Here is a 15,608-nt window from a genome sequence, read left to right on the forward strand (position 1 = left end):
AAAGGCCCGTAGGTCGCTTTCGCAACCTACGGGCCTCTTCTTTGTAGCGGGGACAGGATTTGAACCTGCGACCTCTGGGTTATGAGCCCAGCGAGCTACCGAGCTGCTCCACCCCGCGTCGGTGTGAAACCAACAGTACACGACTTCTGGAGGTGCAATTACCACCCCCTGTCACCGGCTGGAGTGAGCGCTTTCCGAGTAGTAACCGCGGATGTGTCCGGCTATGCGCTGACGTGCGAGTTCGCCGTCACCCGCGTTGACCGCATCGACCAATCCTCGGTGTTCGTGACGCAGTCGCATGCAGGTGCTCGGCCAGCTGTCGATCTGCACGCCCGCGAGAACGTAGGCCTCGATGGACTCTCGTAGGCCGGTCATCATGGCTGCGATCACCTGATTGCCCGCCGCGTCGGCGAGTGCTACGTGGAATTGCGCGTCGAGTAGTAGGAATTCCTCGGCCGACAGATCTACGTCATCCATCGAGTCGAGCAGTTCGACGGCTGCGTTGAGGTCAGGTGTCGGGGTCCGTGATGCCAGGGACTGCATCACCTCGGATTCGAGAACGAGTCGTGTCTTCACCACATCCGAGACCGGAAATCCTTGTGCTGCAACCTGCATCCGCATCAGCATGGTCATGCCGCCGGTCGGTTTGGCCACGATCATCGCGCCGGACGTCGGGCCGGAGCCAGTCTGCGCCTTGAGGAGGCCGAGTGCTTCCATGACCCGCAACGCTTCTCGGACCGATGACCGTCCGACGCCCAACTCTGCTGCCAGAATTCTCTCTCCCGGCAGGCGCTGGCCAGGAGACACCTCGCCTGAAACGAGCCGACGTTCGAGGTGGCTCAGTACTTGTTCCCACGCTCGCGGGCTCGGCTCGGTCGGCATGAGGCAAGAGCATAACCGGGTGGACGCCGTTTGCGGGGTGGCCTGTCCAGGGATGTATTACTGTGGTCAGACCACACCGACAGATTGCGGGGAACCACATGCGAGTAGCGCTGTTCGCCACCTGCATCGGGGACACGATGTCTCCCGACGCCGTCAAGGCCACCGCCCTCCTGCTCGCCCGTCTCGGGCACGACGTCGTGTTTCCGTCCGGGCAGACTTGCTGCGGGCAGATGCACGTCAACACCGGCTACCAGCCCGGAGCGCTGCCGCTGGTCGCGAATTACGCCGATACGTTCGGTGACCCGTCGATCGACGCGGTTGTCGCACCATCGGGATCGTGCGTCGGTTCGATCCGTCATCAACACGAGATCGTTGCCGAGCGCTACGGCACCGCGTCGCTGTGTGGGCAGGTGCAGGCCGTGAAGGCAAAGACGTACGAGCTTTCGGAATTCCTCGTGGACGTTCTCGGTGTCACCGATGTGGGCGCGTACTTCCCGCACCGGGTCACCTATCACCCGACCTGTCACTCACTGCGCATGTTGAGAGTGGGAGACAAACCACTTCAGTTGCTGCGCAACGTCCGCGACATCGATCTGGTCGAACTCCCGGAAGCAGATTCCTGCTGCGGCTTCGGCGGCACGTTTGCCATCAAGAACGCCGAGACGTCGACGGCCATGTTGGCTGACAAGATTCGCCATGTGGCCGACACCGGCGCAGAGTTCTGCAGCGCCGGAGATTCGTCCTGTCTCATGCACATCGGCGGTGGGATGTCACGACTGCAGATGGGCGCCAAGACCATTCACCTCGCGGAGATTCTGGCATCGGTGGAAAGCCGGGTGCACGCATGAGCGCTGTGACGCTGGGTCTGCCCAGCTTTCCGCCGAGGTCACCCGAAGGTGCAGGGTTCCTGCGAGGTACTGAGAAGTTCCCCGTCGCAGCACATCACGAGCTGGCCAACGCGCAACTGCGACGAAATATCGGCAAGGCGACGCATACCATCCGTACCAAGCGCGTCAACGTGACTGGAGAGCTTCCCGATTGGGAGGAGCTGCGGGATGCGGGTTCGGCGATCAAAGCCGACGTCATGGCGCGGTTGCCGGAACTGCTCGAACAGTTCGAAGCTGCAGTAATCGCTCGCGGTGGGCAGGTGCATTGGGCAGCGGATGCCAACGAGGCCAACGCCATTGTGACCGAGCTTGTCAAAGCCACCGGCTCCGACGAGGTCATCAAGGTCAAGTCGATGGCAACGCAGGAGATCGGTCTCAACGAGCATCTCGAAACCCAGGGAATCATCGCCTACGAGACCGATCTCGCGGAATTGATCGTCCAGCTCGGCCACGACAAACCGTCGCACATCCTGGTTCCTGCGATCCATCGCAACAGGTCCGAGATTCGAGAGATATTCCTGCGTGAGATGCCCGATGTCGATCCGAACCTCGGGGAGAACCCGGCCGAACTTGCCGCAGCTGCACGAAAGTTCTTACGCCACAAGTTCATGACGACGCCCGTCGCTGTCTCCGGCGCCAATTTCGGCATCGCGGACACGGGCACTCTGACCGTCGTGGAGTCGGAGGGCAACGGGCGAATGTGCCTGACGCTGCCGAAAACACTGATCACCGTCATGGGCATCGAGAAGATTCTGCCGACCTATCAGGATCTGGAGGTCTTCCTTCAACTGTTGCCGCGGTCGTCGACGGGGGAGCGGATGAACCCGTACACCTCCATGTGGACCGGCGTGACGCCTGACGACGGTCCACAGGAATTTCACCTGGTCCTCCTCGACAACGGCCGGACCGCCGCGCTTGCCGACAAGATCGGGCGGGAAGCCCTGAGCTGCATACGGTGCTCGGCGTGCCTGAACGTGTGCCCGGTCTACGAGCGCACCGGTGGCCACGCCTACGGATCCACCTATCCGGGACCGATCGGCGCGGTACTGACTCCGCAGCTCGCGGGCATGCATGGCAAAGACGATCCGAATTCGACTCTTCCTTTTGCCTCGAGTCTGTGCGGTGCGTGCTTCGACGCCTGCCCGGTCAAGATCGACATCCCGTCGCTGCTGGTCGAATTGCGGCACCAGAAGGTCGAGCAATCCGGTGTCACGGCAGAGTCTTTGGCGATGAAAGCCGCATCTCTGGCGATGTCGACCGAGGGCAGGTGGACGCTGGCTCAGAAAGCTGCCGGGCTCGGACGCGTCGTGGCCGGCAAGAAGGGGAAGATCTCCACATTGCCCCCTCCACTGAACGGTTGGACAGCTGCCAGAGACATTCCCGCACCGCCCAAGCAGACCTTCCGATCCTGGTGGGACTCCGACGAAGGCCGCGAGGCATTGGACGAGGCTCGTCGTGACGGGAAGGCAGACAGATGAATTCACGTGACGTGGTGCTCGGACGCATTCGTGATGCCATCACCTTGGCGCCCGCCTGCGAAGGCGAGATACCGCGAAACTACCGGACTGGCAGAACCATGCCAGACGGGGAGCTCATCGATTTGTTCGTCGACCGCCTCGAGGACTACAAGGCGCACGTCCACCAGTGCGCGGCGATGGAAATCGCCGAGACCGTCACCGGAATACTAAGGGTGCACGGTCTACACACACTGGGAATCCCCGCCGGCCTCGACCGATCATGGGTAGCCGGATTCGACGGAACGCTGGTGGTGGACAGCCCGGACGTACCGGCTCCTGAACTCGAGAACCTCGACGCCGTTGTCACCGGCTCGAAGGTATCGTGCGCCGAAACCGGCACCATCTTCCTCGACGCCGGTCCATCGCAGGGGCGCCGTGCGTTGACGCTGGTACCGGACACACACATCTGCGTCGTGTATCGCAGCAGTGTGGAAGTGGGAGTGCCGGAGGCGATTGCGCGGCTGACGCCGCAGCGTCCCACCACCATGATCAGCGGCCCGTCGGCAACCTCCGACATCGAACTCGAACGCGTCGAAGGTGTACACGGTCCGCGAAATCTGCACGTCGTGATCGTGGATGGCTGATTCCCGCCGAGCGGGAACTCAGGGGCAGCGGGCCATATCAGCGTCTAACGTCCCGGCCATGACACAACTCTTGGCAGGCAAGGTCGTCTTCATCACCGGTGCAGCGCGGGGTCAGGGACGCAATCACGCGATCCGACTCGCGCAGGAAGGTGCCGACGTCATCGCTGTCGACGTGTGCGCGTCGGTGTCTGAAGACGTGGGTTACGCGGCCGCGACTGAAGCCGACCTCGAAGAAACGGCCCGTCTCGTGCGAGCAGAGGGGCGCGAGATCGTCACCGCGGTAGCGGATGTGCGTGACCTCGAGGCGCTGCGGGCGGCGGTGGCGTCGGGCGTCGACAAGTTCGGTCGCCTCGACGTCGTGATCGCCAATGCGGGCATCGCTACGTGGAATCGTTTCTGGGAAATGCCGGAAGAACAGTGGTCGACGCTGGTGGACATCAATCTCAATGGTGTGTGGCGCACGATGGCGGCTGCGGTTCCCTCGATGATCGAGGCGGGCAACGGTGGTTCCATCGTGATCGTCAGCAGTGCTGCCGGCGTCGCCGAAGCGCCTGGTTGTGCGCACTACTCGGCGGCCAAGCACGGCCTCGTGGGTTTGGCTCGCACTGCTGCAACGGAATTGGGAAGCTTCGACATTCGAGTCAACAGCATCCACCCTGGCGCGGTGGAGACCGAGATGGGAAACGATCCCAACGTCGGTAAGGTACTCACTACTCATCCGGAGTACATGAACTCGTACAAGTGGCCGCTCACGTCCGTCCCACGCACCACCGTCGAGGACATCTCCAACGCCGTGGTCTACCTTGCGACGGACCTCTCCCGCGCGGTCACCGGGACGAAAATCGTCATCGACATGGGTCAGACGATGGCCTAGAAACGACGATGGCCTGAGAGCACATAAGGGCGCCTACTCGTGAACTGCGAGTAGGCGCCCTTATGCGGTCCAGGATCAGACGGAGATGGACTGCAGTTCGGGGACCAGCGGGAAGACTTGGGTGGCTATGCGCTCGAGTTCTTCGTGGGCCGGCGAAGTTTGAATCAGGAGAAGGGTCAGACCGGCATCTTGATAGGCGCGGATCTTCTCGGCAACCTGTTCGGCGGTACCGACGAGGTCGGGGCGAAGTCCGCGAGTGCCCACCGAGTACTCGCGCCTGGACACCTCGACGTCGAGTTCGGAATTTTGGACGAACTCTTCGAACGACGCATAACCCGGTGAATTCGGGTCGACGGTGGTGATGCGTTCGAGTTCGGCACGTGCCTCGGCTTCGGTGTCGCGGACGATGATGTAGGTAGACATACCGAATTCAGCCATGTCGCGCTGGTGGATTCGCCGTGATCGGGCATTCATGTCCGCGATCTTGGTTCGGACTTCGTCGATGGTCCCACCATGAAGGACGTAGGAATCGGAGAATGTCGCAATGGATTCTCGGCCGCTCTCGCTCTCGCCTCCTGCGAAGATCGGGGGACGAATTCCGGGTTTCGGGGACAGGATGGAGTCGCGGACCGCGAAGTGATCGCCCTGATAGGTGAACGGCGTGTGTTCCCACAGTCCGCGGAGAATGTCGACGAACTCCGTGGCCTGGCGGTACCGATCGTCATGTCGAGTGAAGGCTCCGCCGTACTGACGTGCCTCCTCTTCCCACCAGGCTGCAACGACATTGAGTGCGAACCGTGCGTCACCGTGATCGGTTGTTCCGGCGATGTCGGTGATCGTCGCGGATTCCTTCGCCGTCACTGCCGGTAAGTGGAATCCTGGCCGCACAGCCGTCATGACTCGAAGTTGTTCTGTGACAGCAAGAATTGCCGACGATAGTGACCAGGCCTCGAGGCTGGGCGCTTCGATCCCCTTGCGATCGTTGAGATAGAGTTCGGGCACGAGGGTGGTGTGATATCCGAGACGATCGGCAAGCTGTGAGAGTTTCTTGACGTAGTCCCACGTTGCCGGCATCTGCTCGTCGCCGAGGTTGCGCAGGAAACCGCCGTAGATGGGTGTCCAGTAGCCGAAGTGCATGTCATTCCTTCTTAGATGGCGTCGAGTGACGCACGCAGATCGTCGACGAGGTCGTCGATGTTTTCCAAGCCGATCGACAATCGGATTGTGCTGTAACCGAATCCGGCTTCGACGAGTTGCGTGTCGCTGAGGTGGCTGTGGGTGGTGGTGGCGGGATGGACCACCAACGAACGAGCGTCACCGATGTTGGCGACTATGGCAAACAGTTGCAGTGAGTCGACGAACTTCTCGATCTTCGAGTCTTCGACGTCGAGATCGAAGGAGAACACCGAGCCTGCACCGCGTGGCAGATACCTCTGGGCCGCGTCGTGCCATCTGTTTCCCGGCAGACCGGGGTAGTTGACGTGCGACACTCTGGGGTGTGCGTCGAGGAACCGCGCGATCGCCTGAGCTGACCCGACTTGACGATCCAATCGTAGATCGAGCGTTTCCAAACCTTGAAGTAGCTGAAAGGAATTGAACGGGGACAATGCCGGCCCGAGATCGTGGACGATTTTCGTTTTTGCGTAGACAAGATAGGCGCTGCGTTCGCGACCGAATTCCTCCCAGAGGACAAGATCACCGATCCGGGGATAGGGCTCGGTGAACTGGGTCCATCGCTCGGGTTCTGCTCCGAAGTCGAAGGTACCGAGGTCCACGATGACACCGCCGAGCGAAGTGCCGTGTCCGCCGATGAACTTCGTGGCTGAGTACACGGCAATGTCAGCGCCGAAGTCTTTCGGACGAAGTAGGTACGGAGTTGCAATCGTGTTGTCGACGATCAGCGGAACACCGGCCTCGTGGGCGATGGCTGCCACAGCCGAGACATCGAGAACGGAGGCGACGGGATTGCCTATCGTCTCAGCGAAGAAGGCGCGGGTCTCGGGCCGGGTTGCGCTGCGCCAGGCTTCGAGGTCGTCCTGATCGACTAGGGTGACGTCGATCCCGAAGTCCGCGAAGGTGTCCGTCAGAAGATCGACCGTTCCGCCGTACAACTGCCTCGCAGCAACGATGTGTTGTCCCGACTTGGCGAGGGTCAGGAGTGCAACAGCGACGGCCGACTGCCCAGATCCCGTTGCGAGTGCTGCGACCCCGCCGTCGAGGTCGGCGAGTCGCTTCTCGAACACGGCCTGTGTGGGATTCCCGGTGCGACTGTAGAGGTTCCCGATGCGGCGCAGAGCAAAAATGTCGCGCGCCTGTTCGAAGCTGCCGAAGTCGTAGGCAACCGATTGGTAGATCGGGGGAATCGCGGTGTTCTGTGCAATTCCGGGTTGGTAACCAGAGCGGACCTGCCGGGTCGCGAACCCTGTGGTCTCGGACATCGGTGCGTCTGTCCCTTCGTTGATCGTGCCGTTTGATGCATCACAAAGAAATATGTTCGGAACAAAACACGAAATGGGGGAGGAAAGCACCGGTTTTGTTCGGGGTGAGCCTTAGTCTTGTTCGCCATCGGATCGTGAGTCAGAGTCACTCTGTCTTCTCTGTGAACAAACCACTCCGAATGAGGTAATCAGTGGAAATCGACTGGCTGGAACCTGAAGCGACAGCTCGAGGTTCCGTGATCGTGATCGGCGGTCGCGGCGAGCGGGCTGACGTGTACCGCAGGTTCGCTCGCCGGATCGTGTTCGACGGCTATCGAGTCGCTGTGGTGGAGAACGACTCCGCAGTGATTGCCGGGATCGTCGCCGACGCGCAGTCCGATCTCCCGCTCACGGTGATCGGGTCGGACAGCGGCGCCGTAGCAGCCCTCACGGTCGCGATTGCCAACCCCGCTGTTACAGGGGTGGTGGCCGCGGGTCTTCTGGTCGCCGATACCGAAGCGCTCGTGCAGGATTGGGACGGCGAACTCGATATTCGTTCAGCGTGCCCGGTGCATAGAGGAGTTCTCTCGACGGTCGACGCACTCGAACCCGGATCGCTGGGACAAAAGGTACCGCTGGCCACCGCGGAAACGGTTGCTCTGGTGGATGTACCGGTTTTGGTCGTTCACGGACAAGCCGACGCGCTCAGTTCCGCCTTGGATGTGTTGGCACTCCGATCGTCGTTGCGCGATGCCCGGGTGGTCCTTGTCAGAGACGGTCGGCACGACATTCTCAACGACGTGTCCCACCGGTCGGTAGCCGCCGAGATCGTCCAGTTCCTCGAGCGACTTCGCCTGCCCGACACACCCGACATCATCCTCCGCGACTCGGCGGAGGCTCTCGCGCAGTAATTGTCCGTCCGGGGGATCGGGTAGTGACTAGACGAAAGGTTATGGATGTCAGCGGTATTGGAATCGGAGATTGTCGACCCGGAATGGTTGGTCGAGCGGATCGGCGGCGGGGCGGGGGACCTGGCCGATGCAGTCGCCGACCTCATTCGGTCAGGTGAACTACGTCCTGGCGACCGTTTACCTACCGTTCGCGCACTCGCGCAGTCGACAGACTTCAGCGTCGGCGCGATCGTCAGCGCCTGGGGCAGGTTGCAGGACCAAGGGTTTGTGCAAACTCGCCGACGCGGCGGCACCGTGGTTCTCCCGCCGCGGGACACTGTGCCCGAACGCGGGATACCTAATTGGCGTGGTGTCGATCTAGCGCAGAACGCGCCGGATCTAGCGCTGCAGCCATCCCTGTCCGAAGCCTTGTTGTCGAGCCTGGACGCAGAGACCTTGAATGTCTTCGGGCGTGAGCTCATGACAGAACGTCTTCGAGACGCCGTCGCGCAGAGTTGGCCGTTCGAGCCGGAAGCCTGGGCCACGGCTGGCGGCGGCACCGAGGCGTTGCTCTTGGCAGTCGAGGCTGCGGCCCCGCCTGGAACGATTGTCGCCGTCGACGAGCCTCTAGGTCCTGGTGTTCTCGACACACTTCGCGACCTTGGCCTCGAAGCGATCGGGGTTGCCGCAGACCGTCACGGTCCGCGCCCTGACGCTCTCGATGCGGCCTTGACCGCCGGCGCTGCGGTGTTCGTGTTTCAACCGGGGGCGCCGTTCGCGGTCGACCACGCGGTCAGTGCAGAGCGTATCGACGAACTCGCCGCGGTTCTGCAGCGCCATCCAGACGTCTGGATTGTCGAGGACGATTCGATAGGGCCGCTCGAACCCGAACAACCGCCGTCGCTCGGCGGTCGTTTTCCGGACCGAGTTGTTCGAATTCGAAGCTACTGCAAGGCATATGGGATCGACGTGCGGACCTCAGTTCTCGGTGGATCGAGCACACTGATCGAACGGGCAATGAAGGTTCGAAGTCACGGTGTCGGCTCGAACAGTCGAATTCTGCAAAACACTTTGGCGCACTTGATCACCAGTGCGGACGCCGAACGTGCGGTCTCTACAGCGCATGAGCGTTATGTAGCGAGGCGCGCAGCCCTGGTGAAAGCTCTGATCGACCGCGGCATCGAGGCGCTCGCTGGACCGCACAGTCTGGTTGTGTGGGTGAGAGTTACGGACGAGACAGCTTCTCTGGTCGCGTTGGCGCGGCAAGGCATTTCGGTTGGGGCGGGTTCGCGTTCGTTTGTTCAGGCTCCTGTGCAACAACTTCTGCGGCTGTCGGCTACTCAGTTGCCAGATGATGACGAACAGATCGGGCAACTTGCGGATGTGGTCGCCGGTGCTGTCGCCGAGTCGTCGCGAGAGTTTTTCGACTGATCGAGTTTTGTTCGATTGTGTTGCGCAACATAGAAGTTATGTTTTGAACATCGAGAATTTAATACTCTGCACGCGTCTGTTTGCTCCATACACTTCAACTCGACGTACAGAGGCACATGCCTTTTCGGTGAAGGAGTGGAAACATGAGCAGACGGCAATTGAAGTTGGGTGCGGTCCTTACCCCGACAGGTGGGCCGGGACACCCCTACACGTGGCTGGATCCGGAGATTCCCGGAGATGCGAGCGTGGACATCGATTGGTACATCCGCTACGCACGCTTGGCGGAGCAGGCGAAGTTCGACCTCGTGTTCATCGTCGACAGTCAATTCATCACCCCGGACTCGCCGCCGCACTACCTGAACCGACTCGAACCGCTGACGTTGCTGTCGGCGCTCGCGGTGGCAACCGAGCGCATCGGTCTGGTCGGAACCCTGACTACCTCGTTCAACCAGCCGTTCAACCTCGCTCGGCGCCTCGGATCTCTGGATCTGATCAGTCGAGGTCGCGCCGGCTGGAACGTGGTCACCAGTGGAGACAGCGGAACCGCCGGAAACTACGGACTTGACGAGCATTACGACTACGCCACCCGCTACGGTCGCGCGCTCGAACACGTCGAGGTTGTCAAGGCCTTGTGGGACTCGTACGAGGACAACGCATTTCCGCGAGACAAGGAGTCTCGGAGCTTCCTCGACCCCAGCAAGCTGCACACTCTTGATCATCGGGGCGAATACTTCTCGGTAACAGGGCCACTGAACCTCGAACGCTCACGCCAAGGGCAACCGGTGGTGTTCCAGGCCGGAGACTCCGACCAGGGGCGTGACCTCGGTGCCCGGATCGGTGACGGAATATTCACTCATGCACCCAATTTCGAGGCCGGTGTGGCCTTCTATTCGGACATCAAGTCCAGGGCCGCGGCGTACGGACGGTCACCCGAGGATATCGTGGTCCTGCCTGGTGTCAGCGTCACGGTCGGCGATACCGATACCGATGCTCGCGAGATCGAACGTTCAACTCAGCTCGCGGACAACGACTTCGGAAAGTCACTCCGCGAGTTGGGGCGTCCGTTCGGTTGGCACGATTTCAATGGGTACGATCTCGACGCGCCCTTTCCCTCCGAGGCACTGCAATACGCCGAGCGGAGCTTCTACACCCAGGCGAAGAAGATCACCGAACTCGCCGCGGACCGCGGGCTGACACTGCGGCAAACGGTTGAACTACTGAACGCGCCGAAACTGTCGCCGTTCACCGGCAGCGCGGAGACCGTCGCGAACGAACTGCAGCGCTGGTTGGACGGACACGCCCTCGACGGAATCAACATCCACATCGGTCATCCCGAGCAGTTCGGTCGATTCCTCGACGAGGTGCTGCCGATCCTTCGGGAGCGAGGCGTTGTCCGAGAAGAATACGAGCACAACACATTGCGCGGAAACCTCGGGCTCCCCTTCGCCGAGAACCGCTATTCCCGAGCAGAGCGTGAAGGAATCGCCCCTGTTGCCCGGTACCTCTGCATCGCTCTCCGCGATTGTCTGAAAACCCCACTCTTGCCTGACCTTACGAAGAAAGTTCACTGATGAAATTTTCCCGCCGTCTCACGGCTCTCGTGGGACTCGCCACGGCCTCCATACTGGTGCTGGCCGGCTGCTCGTCGGCTGGCGGATCCACGTCCGGCGATGCTGTCGTCAAGTGGGGTCAGGCCGGGGTTGCTCCCGGCAACTGGGATCCGATTGTCACCGGCGCTACCGGAGCGACCGTCAACCTCACTCCGATCTACGAGCCACTGCTGACCCAGGACGAGAACGGCAAGCCCGCACCCGCGCTCGCGGAAAGCTGGGAATACAACGCCGAGGGCACGGCGGTCACGTTCACGCTGCGCGCGGGGCTGACCTTCCAGGACGACACGCCCGTCGACGCAGAAGCGGTGGCGTACTACATCAATCGTGCGATCACGCAAAAGAACTCGGCGCTCGCTGGGTCGTACAGCAATATCAAAGACGTCGTGGTCGCCGACGAACTCCATTTCACGGTCAATCTGAAGAGTGTCGATTATCAGATTCCGTACCTCTTCAGCCTTCGAGCGGGTCTGATTACGAGCCAAGCCGCCGCTGAAAAGGACGCCGATGCTCTCAACACCCGCAACCCTGTCGGGGCCGGACCGTTCAAAGTTGTCGAGTTGGTTCCGGAATCGCACATAATCCTCGAGAAGTTCCAGAACTATTGGGACGCAGACAACATTCACATCGACCGGCTCGAAATCAGTTTCGGTAACGATGCGGCGAGCCTCGTGTCGGCAGTGCAGACCGGCGTCTACAACTTCGTTTCGCTGGACCCGACCCAGATTCAGAATGCGCGCACTGCTGGACTCGATATTGTCAGTGACATCACCAAGAACTGGTCGATCCAGTTCCTGAGCGTCAACCGCAATCTTGCACCGTTCACCGACCCACGCGTCGTCGAAGCGTTCCGGCTTGCGGTCGACTCACAGGAGTTTGTCGACACGGGCACTCTCGGCGAAGGTGAAGTAGCACATCAGCTTCTTCCCGAAGGTCACCCGCTCTTTGCCGACCAGATCGAAGGTGTGTTCACGTACAACCCCACAAAGGCAAAGGCGCTCCTCTCGGAGGCCGGGTACGCGAACGGGCTCGATATCACCCTTGAGGCCTTTCCCGGAGCATCTGATGCCAACACCGAACTTGTTCAATCGCAGTTGGAAGCCATCGGTGTGAAGGTCACGATCAACAAGAACCCGAACTGGGCCAAGGGCTATTTCGGCAAGACCCAGGCCTTTTCTTTCTATGGCTATGTCGGTCGAAACTCGCAGGCACAGACACTGACCGAGCACTACGACGTCGGCGGGGTGCTCAATCTGAGCTCGCCGATTACATCCGACGCATTCCAGAAGGCGCTTGCCGATCTGCGGGCCACTCCGATCGAGTCCCCGGACTATCTGGAGAAGGCACGCGCGGCTTCTACCGCAGGATTCCTCGAAGGCTCCTCGATTCCGCTTGTCGCACTGGCGACCACGTGGGCGAAGTCTCCGGAGATCTCCTCGGATTTCCAGAACCGTGAGGGGTTCCTCAACTGGCGCGGCATCACGGTCGGTTCCAAGTAGTCGATTCGCCGTACGGCATTCATCTCTTCAGTGAAGGACACAGCATGACAACGACGACAGCACTTCCCGGACTCGCGCTCTTCGAGGTGCCGCCCGTCACCGACAATGCAGGCGCAGGGTATGCCGTGCTCCTCGACAATGCCGTACGAGCGGAATCTCTTGGCTACGAGACCTACTGGGTGGCGGAGGGTCGGTTCTCGAATATCGGGCTGCCCTCCGCGTTGACCCTACTGGCGGTGCTGTCGGAGCGAACAGATCGGCTGCGCCTCGGCACAGCCGTCATTCCGCTCGCGTTCGATCACCCTCAACGGCTCGCGGAGACAGCTGCGGTTGTCAACACGTTGAGCGGTGATCGCCTCGAACTTGGTGTGGGAAAAGGGAACGGAGGTGGATTCTCGGCGGCAGCATACGACGCGTTCGGCCTCGACGAGAACCGACGCGAAGAACTGTATGCGGAAGCCCTCGCCCGGCTGCGAGGGGCATTTGGAGTCCAGCGCGTGGTGGAAGGAAAAACCTTCGGTTTCTATCCGCCGGCGGAGAACCTCCCGCAGCGCTTGTGGCAAGCGACATCCAAGGTCGATACCGCGCGTTCGATCGGTCGGGCGGGTGACGCTTTGCAGTTGCATCGGTTCGCCTCCAGTGGCCCGACCGGCACAGTGCAGAAGACTCTTGTCGACGCATATTCGAGCGAACTGCAGTCGGATCGCTCGCCTAGAATCGGGGTGTCTCGATCGGTACTTCCGGCCGAGAGCAAGGCGGACGCCGTAAGGCTCTTCACCGAGCACCTCGAACGTGATCCCGGAGCTACACCGTGGATCACCCGGGGGTCTTCGCCGTCCGAGATCTTGCGCGATTTCTACATCCTGCACGGATCACCCGAGGAGATTGCCGCGGAGTTGGTGGAGGATGCCGCGGTGTCCGAGTCCACCGACTACCTCTTCAGCGTGCCACTTGCTCTGGACGACAAGCACTACCGGGAGAGTCTCGCGGTAATCGCAGGAAAGATCTACCCGACTCTGTCGACTGTGCGTCCGAATGCGTTGCCGCGAAACTTGTTGTCCACATCACCGATACCCGTCGGCTGACCCTCGGACCAGACAGAGAGGAAGAGCAATGGTCATCGATCTGCAGCCAGCGGTCACCCCGAGTGCTGTTTCGCCGCGCGCTCAGTTCCGGCGACCGTCGGTTGCGAAGCGCGTCGCCGTGACGATTCTCCGTTCGATCGGCATCTTTGTGCCTGTCTTCGTGATCGCAACATTCATCACGTTCTCATTGCGGGAGATCAGCGGCTTGTCACCGGCCTACCTCCAGGCGGGGGACAACGCCACGCCAGAACTCGTAGCCCAGATCGAGCGTGAGTGGGGCCTGGATCGTCCCTTCCTCCTTCAGTATTTCGATTGGTTGGGGGCGGTGCTCCGCGGCGACCTCGGAGAGAGTTGGTACAACGGATTCCCCATCTCCGAGCTCCTCTTCGACCGAGCCTTGATCAGTCTGTCGATCGCAGGACTCGCATTGCTCATCGGTGTGACCGTCGGACTTCTCCTGGGTGTGCTCGCAGCGGCCCGCCCGACCTCGCTACTCGACCGGGCCATCACGGCGTTCTCGACGCTCATCTCCACGATGCCGCCGTTCATCGTCGGTGTTCTGCTCGTATCGATCTTTGCGGTCGGTCTCGGGTGGTTCCCCGCAGCGGGTTATGCGCCGGTCGCGCAGGGGATCGGACCGTGGCTCTGGTACGCAACACTGCCAGCACTCGCATTGAGCGTCGACACCGTTGCAGAGGTTGCCCGTCAGACGCGCGTGGGCCTTGTCGACGTCTATCGCCAGAACTACATAGTAGGGGCGCAGGTACGCGGACTCGGCACGCGGCGAATCTTTTTCGTGCATGCATTGCGGAACGGGATCGGTCCGACGGTCGCTCTTCTCGGCCTCAAATTCCCGGCGCTCCTCGGCGGCGCGGTTGTCACCGAGACGATCTTCGGTATTTCCGGGTACGGGCGGTTCGCTGCCGACTCGGCCCAGCGCGGCGACGTGCCCGCGGTCCAAGGGGTGCTTGTGGTTTCGATAGTGCTCGTTGTGGCCTTCAACCTCGTCGTCAACGTCATCCTCAACCGCATCATCCCCGCCGCGACGAGAGGACTCTAAAATGTTCCGCAATATCTGGGCGATCCGCAGTGGACGCTTTGCCGTCCTCATCATCGGTGTCGCGGTCCTTCTCGTGGCCTTCGGTCCACTCCTCGCGCCTTACGATCCGCTCGAGGGCTCGAAACTTGTTCTCGCCGGACCTTCTTTGCAACATCCTTTCGGAACCGATTACCTCGGCCGAGACACACTGAGTCGATTGTTGGCGGGCGCACCGCTGAGCATCGCGAGCGCGGTCCAAGTAGGTGTGATCGGGCTTGTCGTCGGTGCCGTTCCCGGAGTGCTCTCGGTCTACTCGGGGCGTGTTTTCGAGTGGGTGACACTCAGACTGATCGACACTCTTATCGCACTGCCGTTCCTTGTTTTCGCGGTGGCGGTAACAGCCCTGCTCGGTAACGCACTCACCCAGGCGATGCTCGTCGTCGGTGTGCTCACTGCTCCCGCCTTCTACCGTGTGGCCCGCGCATCGACCCTCGCTGTAGCGAACTCGCCTTACGTCGAGGCCGCTCAACTCGCCGGCGCTGACGTCTCCTGGATTGTGCGTAAGCACGTGACAGGCAAAGTTCTTCCGCCGCTCGCGATAACTTTGGCGAGTACGCTCGGTGTCGGCCTCATTGCCGTTGCAGCGCTGAGCTTTCTGGGAATCGGAGTTCAGCCGCCCGCGCCGACGTGGGGCGGAATGTTGGCCTCCGATTTGAAGTACCTGACCTTCCGTCCGTTTGCCCCGATCATCCCGTCGATCCCGATCATCGTGCTCGTCTGGGCGTTCAACATGCTTGCCGACGTCATCCGTGACGTGAGTGGTGAGTCGGGTCGGCAACTGCTCGCTCGGTCTCGTCGTCGACGAGGCCTCACACCGAAGCAAGGAGTATGAA

14 protein-coding genes and 1 tRNA gene are annotated in these 15,608 nt (G+C 61.2%); 11 read left to right on the forward strand and 4 right to left on the reverse strand.

The window, feature by feature from the left end:
- Nucleotides 1-44 precede the first annotated feature (44 nt).
- Together R4P70_RS03585 and R4P70_RS03590 are read right to left on the reverse strand one after the other, a co-directional pair.
- Nucleotides 45-118, reverse strand: a tRNA-Met gene (locus tag R4P70_RS03585).
- A 53-nt stretch (nt 119-171) separates the two neighbouring features.
- The gene (locus R4P70_RS03590; protein ID WP_317830403.1) at nt 172-882 is read right to left on the reverse strand and encodes a FadR/GntR family transcriptional regulator; all 711 of its coding nucleotides are present in this window, start codon (nt 880-882) and stop codon (nt 172-174) included.
- A gap of 98 nt (nt 883-980) precedes the next feature.
- On the opposite strand from R4P70_RS03590, the gene R4P70_RS03595 reads away from it, so the two are divergent.
- The 4 genes from R4P70_RS03595 to R4P70_RS03610 are packed head-to-tail and all read left to right on the forward strand — an operon-like array spanning nt 981 to nt 4,744.
- Nucleotides 981-1,730: a (Fe-S)-binding protein gene (locus R4P70_RS03595; RefSeq protein ID WP_317830404.1), complete on the forward strand. Its 750-nt coding sequence runs from the start codon at nt 981-983 to the stop codon at nt 1,728-1,730.
- Nucleotides 1,727-3,247 (forward strand): LutB/LldF family L-lactate oxidation iron-sulfur protein, encoded by a 1,521-nt coding sequence (locus R4P70_RS03600; protein ID WP_133727164.1) that lies wholly within the window; start codon nt 1,727-1,729, stop codon nt 3,245-3,247. Before R4P70_RS03595 ends, R4P70_RS03600 begins: the two co-directional genes overlap by 4 nt.
- Nucleotides 3,244-3,870, forward strand: a complete 627-nt coding sequence (locus R4P70_RS03605) for a lactate utilization protein C (protein ID WP_133727163.1) — start codon at nt 3,244-3,246, stop codon at nt 3,868-3,870. The genes R4P70_RS03600 and R4P70_RS03605 overlap by 4 nt, the downstream gene beginning before the upstream one ends.
- A gap of 58 nt (nt 3,871-3,928) precedes the next feature.
- Nucleotides 3,929-4,744, forward strand: a complete 816-nt coding sequence (locus R4P70_RS03610; RefSeq protein WP_019745487.1) for a mycofactocin-coupled SDR family oxidoreductase — start codon at nt 3,929-3,931, stop codon at nt 4,742-4,744.
- A 75-nt stretch (nt 4,745-4,819) separates the two neighbouring features.
- Here the strand turns inward: R4P70_RS03610 and R4P70_RS03615 are convergent, their stop codons facing one another.
- Both R4P70_RS03615 and R4P70_RS03620 read right to left on the reverse strand, forming a co-directional pair.
- Nucleotides 4,820-5,881: an LLM class flavin-dependent oxidoreductase gene (locus R4P70_RS03615; protein ID WP_151532012.1), complete on the reverse strand. Its 1,062-nt coding sequence runs from the start codon at nt 5,879-5,881 to the stop codon at nt 4,820-4,822.
- 11 nt (nt 5,882-5,892) lie between these two features.
- Nucleotides 5,893-7,182 carry an O-acetylhomoserine aminocarboxypropyltransferase/cysteine synthase family protein gene (locus R4P70_RS03620; protein ID WP_317830405.1) on the reverse strand — a complete coding sequence of 430 codons (1,290 nt, stop codon included), beginning with the start codon at nt 7,180-7,182 and terminating at the stop codon, nt 5,893-5,895.
- A gap of 191 nt (nt 7,183-7,373) precedes the next feature.
- On the opposite strand from R4P70_RS03620, the gene R4P70_RS03625 reads away from it, so the two are divergent.
- From R4P70_RS03625 to R4P70_RS03655, 7 genes are all read left to right on the forward strand, one after another.
- Nucleotides 7,374-8,072: an alpha/beta hydrolase gene (locus R4P70_RS03625; protein ID WP_317830406.1), complete on the forward strand. Its 699-nt coding sequence runs from the start codon at nt 7,374-7,376 to the stop codon at nt 8,070-8,072.
- A 45-nt stretch (nt 8,073-8,117) separates the two neighbouring features.
- A complete protein-coding gene (locus R4P70_RS03630; protein WP_317830407.1) occupies nt 8,118-9,482 on the forward strand; it encodes an aminotransferase class I/II-fold pyridoxal phosphate-dependent enzyme in 1,365 nt (454 codons plus the stop codon).
- 143 nt (nt 9,483-9,625) lie between these two features.
- Nucleotides 9,626-11,053, forward strand: a complete 1,428-nt coding sequence (locus R4P70_RS03635) for an NtaA/DmoA family FMN-dependent monooxygenase (protein ID WP_317830408.1) — start codon at nt 9,626-9,628, stop codon at nt 11,051-11,053.
- Nucleotides 11,053-12,591 carry an ABC transporter substrate-binding protein gene (locus R4P70_RS03640; RefSeq protein ID WP_283384164.1) on the forward strand — a complete coding sequence of 513 codons (1,539 nt, stop codon included), beginning with the start codon at nt 11,053-11,055 and terminating at the stop codon, nt 12,589-12,591. Before R4P70_RS03635 ends, R4P70_RS03640 begins: the two co-directional genes overlap by 1 nt.
- Before the next feature lie 44 nt (nt 12,592-12,635).
- Nucleotides 12,636-13,676 carry an LLM class flavin-dependent oxidoreductase gene (locus R4P70_RS03645; RefSeq protein ID WP_317830410.1) on the forward strand — a complete coding sequence of 347 codons (1,041 nt, stop codon included), beginning with the start codon at nt 12,636-12,638 and terminating at the stop codon, nt 13,674-13,676.
- Nucleotides 13,677-13,704: 28 nt separating this feature from the next.
- Nucleotides 13,705-14,736 (forward strand): ABC transporter permease, encoded by a 1,032-nt coding sequence (locus R4P70_RS03650; RefSeq protein ID WP_151532007.1) that lies wholly within the window; start codon nt 13,705-13,707, stop codon nt 14,734-14,736.
- A gap of 1 nt (nt 14,737) precedes the next feature.
- Nucleotides 14,738-15,607 (forward strand): ABC transporter permease, encoded by an 870-nt coding sequence (locus R4P70_RS03655; RefSeq protein ID WP_283384162.1) that lies wholly within the window; start codon nt 14,738-14,740, stop codon nt 15,605-15,607.
- Nucleotide 15,608: the final 1 nt, after the last annotated feature.

Origin of the sequence: Rhodococcus sp. IEGM 1241, assembly GCF_033142365.1 — a bacterium.
Lineage (GTDB): Bacteria > Actinomycetota > Actinomycetes > Mycobacteriales > Mycobacteriaceae > Rhodococcus_F > Rhodococcus_F erythropolis.

Coding starts and splice junctions, on each gene's coding strand:
- R4P70_RS03590 (WP_317830403.1), bottom strand. CDS start 882: ATGCCGACCGAGCCGAGCCCGCGAGCGTGGGAACAAGTACTGAGCCAC.
- R4P70_RS03595 (WP_317830404.1), top strand. CDS start 981: ATGCGAGTAGCGCTGTTCGCCACCTGCATCGGGGACACGATGTCTCCC.
- R4P70_RS03600 (WP_133727164.1), top strand. CDS start 1,727: ATGAGCGCTGTGACGCTGGGTCTGCCCAGCTTTCCGCCGAGGTCACCC.
- R4P70_RS03605 (WP_133727163.1), top strand. CDS start 3,244: ATGAATTCACGTGACGTGGTGCTCGGACGCATTCGTGATGCCATCACC.
- R4P70_RS03610 (WP_019745487.1), top strand. CDS start 3,929: ATGACACAACTCTTGGCAGGCAAGGTCGTCTTCATCACCGGTGCAGCG.
- R4P70_RS03615 (WP_151532012.1), bottom strand. CDS start 5,881: ATGCACTTCGGCTACTGGACACCCATCTACGGCGGTTTCCTGCGCAAC.
- R4P70_RS03620 (WP_317830405.1), bottom strand. CDS start 7,182: ATGTCCGAGACCACAGGGTTCGCGACCCGGCAGGTCCGCTCTGGTTAC.
- R4P70_RS03630 (WP_317830407.1), top strand. CDS start 8,118: ATGTCAGCGGTATTGGAATCGGAGATTGTCGACCCGGAATGGTTGGTC.
- R4P70_RS03635 (WP_317830408.1), top strand. CDS start 9,626: ATGAGCAGACGGCAATTGAAGTTGGGTGCGGTCCTTACCCCGACAGGT.
- R4P70_RS03640 (WP_283384164.1), top strand. CDS start 11,053: ATGAAATTTTCCCGCCGTCTCACGGCTCTCGTGGGACTCGCCACGGCC.
- R4P70_RS03645 (WP_317830410.1), top strand. CDS start 12,636: ATGACAACGACGACAGCACTTCCCGGACTCGCGCTCTTCGAGGTGCCG.
- R4P70_RS03650 (WP_151532007.1), top strand. CDS start 13,705: ATGGTCATCGATCTGCAGCCAGCGGTCACCCCGAGTGCTGTTTCGCCG.
- R4P70_RS03655 (WP_283384162.1), top strand. CDS start 14,738: ATGTTCCGCAATATCTGGGCGATCCGCAGTGGACGCTTTGCCGTCCTC.